The 3,917-nt window shown below is 63.4% G+C and carries 3 protein-coding genes and 1 pseudogene; 3 read left to right on the top strand and 1 reads right to left on the bottom strand.

The genetic code is table 11. The annotated features are described in order from the left end of the window. Positions 1 to 1,120, top strand: a 1,120-nt coding sequence (locus BM131_RS19715; RefSeq protein WP_139222739.1) for a glycosyltransferase, incomplete at its 5' end; no start/stop codon positions are given. Positions 1,121 to 1,224: 104 nt separating this feature from the next. Then, complete coding sequence (locus BM131_RS19710; RefSeq protein WP_090192168.1) at positions 1,225 to 1,992, top strand: DUF2793 domain-containing protein; 768 nt, start codon at positions 1,225 to 1,227, stop codon at positions 1,990 to 1,992. A 93-nt stretch (positions 1,993 to 2,085) separates the two neighbouring features. Here the strand turns inward: BM131_RS19710 and BM131_RS19705 are convergent, their stop codons facing one another. Beyond that, entirely contained in the window at positions 2,086 to 3,078 is a 993-nt protein-coding gene (locus BM131_RS19705; protein ID WP_090192167.1) for a replication initiator protein A, read from the bottom strand. Between the two features lie 446 nt (positions 3,079 to 3,524). On the opposite strand from BM131_RS19705, the pseudogene BM131_RS19700 reads away from it, so the two are divergent. Beyond that, positions 3,525 to 3,917 (top strand): annotated as a pseudogene (locus BM131_RS19700) (AAA family ATPase); the annotation flags it as partial.

Genomic DNA, 3,917 nt, shown 5'->3' with positions numbered 1-3,917 from the left:
CCAGGCACGCATCGTCAGTTTTTGCCAGACCATGCACCACCGGCTGGTGGGGCTGGGACTGAACAGCCTGCCTGTGCAATATATGAAGGATCCCGCCACCTTTGCCCCTGTGGCGGATTACACTGTCCCGCGCGCAGTGTTTTGGCAGCGCCTGCCCGAACGGGGGCTGACCTCTGCCCGGGTGCGGGCAATGCTGGGGCCAGAGGTGCATCTGCATGTGCACAACGCCCCCGATACCGTGTCCCCTGAACATTATCCCGCCCACGGGGCCGATACCGTGTCCTATTTCGATCTGGACCATAACGTCCTGGCGACGGAAATGGACCAAGCCAACATCTTTGTCGCCTCGCGGCACAGCGAAGGCATCGGTATGGGCCTGCTCGAGGCAATGGCCCGCGGTATGGTCGTCATCGCCCATGATGCGCCAACCCATGACGAATACATCACCCACGGCGTGAACGGCTTGCTGACAGATCTGTCCGTTGCCCAAGGCACCGACTGGCCGATGGACCTGACCGGACAAAGCCCCGCCCCCGTAACCGGTACCACCGATCCGGCGGCCAGCTACGCCGCGGCTGCCGCAACGCTGCGCGCCGCGACACAGGCCGCCTTGATCGCGGCGCGCGGACCAAAGCCGACCGATCCCACCAGCCCAGAGGCCGGCCATATCGCCCTGCCCGACCCCGTGCTGCCTGCGGGCTACATCCTGCCCGATATCGACGATATCAGCCAAGACATGCGCCGCATCGGCCTTGCCGCCCGCGCGCGCGCCGAAGCCATTCATGCCGCTTGGGTCGCCGGTCAGTCTGACCTGCTGGACTTTATCGAGGAAACCCCCCGCCCCACCGGGATGCGCCTGTCTGCGCAGTCAAAGGTCAAGATTGCCCGCGATACCGAACTGTGGATGCGTGACCCCCAGATCGTATTCCAGCGCATGTCCCGCTGGGAAGCGCGCGGCATCGTGCTGAAGGACCGCCAGCAAATGTCCAAGGGCGAACGGCGCAGTCTGCTACGCCGCAGTAACCCCGCCTACCGCGCCCTCCGCTGGTCGCTGCGGTTGCTGGCTCGGCTGGTGCGCCGGCTGAAACAAATCCGGCAGATTATCCGCGCACGCATGTAATCTGTTGCGCGCAGCGTCCGCGCTGCGCGCGCTTACACCCGACACCATTTACCAATGCGGGCGCACAACCTGACATCCCTTTTCGGATTTCAGGAGCGCGCCCTATGACCACCTACACCCCGCGTCTTAACCTGCCCTTCATCGAGGCAGCACAGGCCCAGAAGCACGTCACCCACAATGCTGCGTTGGAACGGCTGGACATCATCGTCCAACTGCAAGTGCAGCAATTCGGGGCCACCACGCCCCCCAATACTGCTCAAGAGGGCGAATCCTGGGCCCTTGGCACCGACCCGACCGGCGTCTGGGCCGGCCAGAATGCCCGCATCGCGACATTCTCTGGGGGCGGTTGGATCTATTTCATTCCCCGCCCCGGTTGGCGCGCTTGGGGCGTGGCAGAGGCCGTACTGCGCGTCTGGACCGATACTGGCTGGGTAAACGCGGGACTAGACGCCAGCAACCTGAACAACCTGCCCGGCGTCGGTATCGGCGCCGCGTCCGATCAGGTCAACCGCCTGACGGTCTCTGCCCCTGCAACGCTGCTGAACCACGCAGGCGGCGGGCATCAGGTCAAGGTTAACAAAGCCAGCGCCGGGGATACGGCAAGCCTGCTGTATCAGAACGCCTTCTCTGGCCGGGCCGAGATGGGGTTGGCGGGCAACGATGATTTCTCGGTCAAGGTCAGCGCCACGGGCGGCACTTGGCGCACGGCGCTCACGGCGGTGGCCGCGACAGGGGGCGTGCAGTTGCACCACTTTGCCCAGTTGGTGCCGGGCACAGCGCCCGCCGCGCCGGCGCGGGGGACGGTGTATTATGACGATGCGGGGAATGTGCTGCGCTGCTTTGACGGGGCGGCGTGGCAGGATTTGTTCTAAGGGGCGTGATCGGGGGCGAGGTTGAGGGGGCGCTGCCCCCCGGCTGCGCCGTCCCCCGAGGTATTTTTGACCAGAAGAAGCCAAAGAAGATGATCAGCGGGTGATGCGGCCTTTGAGCCAGCCGAGGAACGCCGCATCGGCGCTGCGCAGTGCGGGGCGGCCAGAGGTGGCCCAGAAGCCGCGCCATTCGGATTCCAGCGCATAGACATCCCAGCCCGGCGCGGCGGCGCGGGCGGCGTCCATCGTCGCAGGCTTCAGCGGAGCGAGGCCGGCTTGGTCGGCGCTCATGCCTTTGCGGGTGATGCAGATGATGTCGCCGGTTTCTTCCTCGAGCGCGTAATCGGGCAGGCCGTTGGTTGCGATCATCTTGCGGATCGCGGCGCGGAACACGCGCAGGGGGGCGTCTGATCCCGCCTTGTCGTGCAGGGTGGTGACGCTGGCGCGCCAAATCCGCTGCTGGCCGCAATGCTTGCGCGCGATCTCGTAGATGCGCCGCTCCAGCGGTTTGCGCAGGGTGAAGTAATCGCGGCTGAGCGTCAGGACAGATTTCGACTGCACCGCGCGGAACAGCCATTCGGACAGCGTCACCGTCACGCTGACCATCCGCCCGCCGCGAGATTTGCGCATGATCTCCCACGCCTCGATCAGACCAAAGCCGGATGTCGTTTCCTGATCGCCCGTCGTGATGTTGGTGGTGATGCGCGTGCCGGCCAGCCGCTCGAACGCTTCGCACAGGCGCGTGTAGCTATCGCCGCCGGTATCGCGCCGCGTGGCGATCAGCAGGTCATGCGCCGTCAGCGTCAGCTTGCGCGCAATCGTGCGGCCTGCATTCAGCGCCGCCATCAGCTGGCTGATGCAATAGATCAGGATATCCTTGTCGTGGATCGTCGCGCGGCCGCGCACAGAGGGCGTCACCGTGATGGTGGTATCGCCGCGGGCATACTGGCGGATCGTCCGGTCAGGCCGGGTCGAGAGCGAGAACATCGGATGCTCCATCCCGCCCATATCCGTTTTGGGGGCAGCATCGAAAATATCGCATACGAAAAAATCCGCAGGTCCCCCCTGCCCGTGTGCTAAAGCTGTCATGCCGCGTGCCTGCCTTTTGCGCCCCGGTTATTGCGGGGCTTTACTGCTCTTCCGGACGTTGCCGGAATCACCCGAAGTATCTTCGTGGTTTCAGTGACACCCTAGAGTTATCCACAACCGTCTGTAAACCGTATGTGATCGGGGTATCAGAGTCGCTGGGTCGGGGTTTCAGAGTCGCCGCTTCGGGGTATCAGAGTCGCAACGTCGTTTCAGATGCGCATTTCCCCGCATAGATTCAGGGCTTTGCACAAAAGGCAGAACACCGTAACTATCACCTAACGGATATTAACACCGTAATTTTTTTAGCCCTGCACCCAAGCAAGCGGCTGCGTGCAACAAAACCCCATGATTTGCTAAGAAAATGCAGTACATGTGCAACCTTTTGTTTCATGTGCGGCGTTTTATGGTATCTTGCTCAAAAGGCCGCACATAAGGGCAAAAAGGTAATGAGCAGCAGCACGACACTTCCCCCCTATTTCCGCATCAACCCCGATCAGGCGATGGGGGATCTGGATGATCCTGTCACCACCGGCGGCTTTGCCGCAATCGCTGGCGCCGCCCGCGCGGGGCGCGACGATCTGGCCGGGCGGGGATTGGCAGAGGATGGCAAGCGCCACCTGCGTCTGTTCTCGACCTGGGAAATCACCCGCTATCTGATCCCCGTCGCCCAGGCCCATTTCCGCCGCGTGCTCAAGCAACATCCAGACTGGCCGCAAGGGCGGAGCGAGACAGAGGCCGGCGCCAAGTGGTTCACCCTCGACGAGGTGCTGACGCTGCGCGCCCACTTCGGCAAGGAAGGGTCCAAGGCGAAGGAATACCAGCCTTACCGTCCCAAGGGG

Source organism: Loktanella salsilacus, assembly GCF_900114485.1.
GTDB lineage: Bacteria > Pseudomonadota > Alphaproteobacteria > Rhodobacterales > Rhodobacteraceae > Loktanella > Loktanella salsilacus.
The sequence above is the reverse complement of the archived record's forward strand: the minus strand, read 5'-3'. Positions and strand labels throughout refer to the sequence as shown.

Coding starts and splice junctions, on each gene's coding strand:
- BM131_RS19705 (WP_090192167.1), bottom strand. CDS start 3,078: ATGACAGCTTTAGCACACGGGCAGGGGGGACCTGCGGATTTTTTCGTA.
- BM131_RS19710 (WP_090192168.1), top strand. CDS start 1,225: ATGACCACCTACACCCCGCGTCTTAACCTGCCCTTCATCGAGGCAGCA.